The 1,935-nt window shown below is 65.8% G+C and carries 2 protein-coding genes; both read right to left on the bottom strand.

The features are described 5' to 3' along the window. Positions 1-76: 76 nt before the first annotated feature. A complete protein-coding gene (locus QMK24_RS42190) occupies positions 77-559 on the bottom strand; it encodes a group II intron maturase-specific domain-containing protein (protein ID WP_502962723.1) in 483 nt (160 codons plus the stop codon). 142 nt (positions 560-701) lie between these two features. Next, positions 702-1,703, bottom strand: a complete 1,002-nt coding sequence (locus QMK24_RS42195; RefSeq protein ID WP_502962722.1) for a reverse transcriptase N-terminal domain-containing protein — start codon at positions 1,701-1,703, stop codon at positions 702-704. Positions 1,704-1,935: the final 232 nt, after the last annotated feature.

A 1,935-nucleotide genomic window follows, 5' to 3' on the forward strand; every position in this document is an offset into this window, starting at 1 on the left:
TTCGGCCTGGGGGCCGGATCGGATCCAGCGGGCTTGGTGCTGGTCATGAGGGTGTGGTTCTCCTGTCGGTGCCCTCTCAGGCTAACCCACCGAAGCGGGACGTCTCACCCAAGGCTGACAGAGAGGGGACGATCAGCGCCTGCTTGCAGAGGGGGCAGAGCCCCTGCTGCCGGACCGCCAGGACAAGACTCGTCTTGTCCATGGGCGGCGGCGCCTTTCTGCGGCGGCGGTCCCGCCAGTACTCGGTCAGCGCGGGGTCGTCCGGGGACGCTCCACCCTTGACGGGGTAGTGGCGGACGATGCCGGTCCAGGCGAATTTGATGAGGAAGGCGCCGCTGTCGCGGTCGCCGAACACCCACCGGTCTCGCCGGGACGGGTGGAACTGCCCGAAGTACCGGTCCACGACCCAGTGCCTCGACTTGTTGCGGTGACTGCGCCTGGCCCATTTGAAGGTCAGCCGCCACATGTAGTGATCCAACGACGAGAACGTCGTCGTGGATGCCACCGCCCGGTAGTAGGCAGCCCAACCGCGAACGATCGGGATCAGCCTGCGCAACACGGCCTCAGCCTTGGCCCCATGCAGGGCCTGAACTTCGGTCCGGAGTCGCGCCCGGAGCCTCGCGCAAGCCGCTGTGCTCGGCTTGATGATCAGCTTCTTCTGGCTCTTCCGGCGGACGTTGAAGCCGAGGAAGTCGAATCCCTCATCGAGGTGGACGACCGTGGTCTTCTCCTCGTTGAAGCGAAGGCCTCTCGGCTCCAGCCTCCTCAAGTCGGGCCCTGACCTGGTGCACCTGGGCTTCGTCGTGGCAGAGCACGACGAAGTCGTCGGCATACCTCACCAGCACCGGAGCGCCCGGGGCGGCGCCGGGCTCACGCCCGGCATGCGTCACCGTGTATTGGCACCCTGCGGCTTCTTCCAATCCGTGCAGAGCGACGTTCAGCAGCAGCGGGCTGATCACACCGCCTTGAGGAGTTCCCTCCTCGGTCGGTGCGAACCGGCCGCGGTCGATCACGCCCGCCTTCAGCCATCCGTGGATCAGGTCCCTGGCGGGGAACTGGCCGAGCATGGTCATGAGGTGGGTGTGGTCGATGCGGTCGAACGCCGCCGACAGGTCCGCGTCCAGGACCCACAGACGCTTCGGGTTCTTGCCCTTCACCGTCCAGAAGATCGCGGATATCGCGTCCTGGCAGCTGCGGCCGGGCCGGAAGCCATAGGACCTCGGCTCGAACCGCGCTTCCCACTCGGGTTCCAGCGCGTTCTTCACGCGGGCCTGGAGGACCCGGTCACGGATGACCGGGATGCCGAGCGGTCGCTGTTTCCCGTTGCTCTTGGGGATGAACACTCGCTTGACCGGCGTGGCCTTCCAGGGCTTCGGCGACCGATGGATCTCGTCCGCCAGGAGCCCTCGCGCCTTCGGCGTGAGGGCTCGTTCCCCGTCGATGCCAGCCGTCATGCGACCACTGCTCTGCTGCGTCACTCGCTTCACGCTGACCAGCGTGTTGCTGCGGCTCCGCAACATGAGCTTCTGCAAGTTGCGGACCTTCTTCAGGTCCCCGTCCTGCGTCGCCTTGAAGATCCTCTGCCTCAGCCGCCGTACGTTTTCCTCGCAGGTGGCCCAGTCGATGCCGTGCCAGTCGAGTAAGTCGTCCTCGGGTCCGTTCACCGCAGGCGCGAGCGTCACGACAGGTGCCGTGATCTCCATGTCCGCCTCCGGTGTCTAACTTGTCCCTCGGCTCCGGCTTCCTTGCAGCGGTGACTTCAAAGGCTCGCCTGATCCACGTGGGCGCCCTTTCGGGCCGGGCCACCAGCCTGGGCGTTTCACCAGAGTGGCTGGGGTTGTTGACGGAGTGTGAGACGAAAAGAAGAGGTGCCTTCTGACCTGCTTGGATGCGACTTGCTGAGGGTCGTATCGGGGCGGGTCGGAAGGCACCTTT

Source organism: Streptomyces sp. PH10-H1 (genome assembly GCF_030063355.1).
Taxonomy (GTDB): Bacteria; Actinomycetota; Actinomycetes; order Streptomycetales; family Streptomycetaceae; genus Actinacidiphila.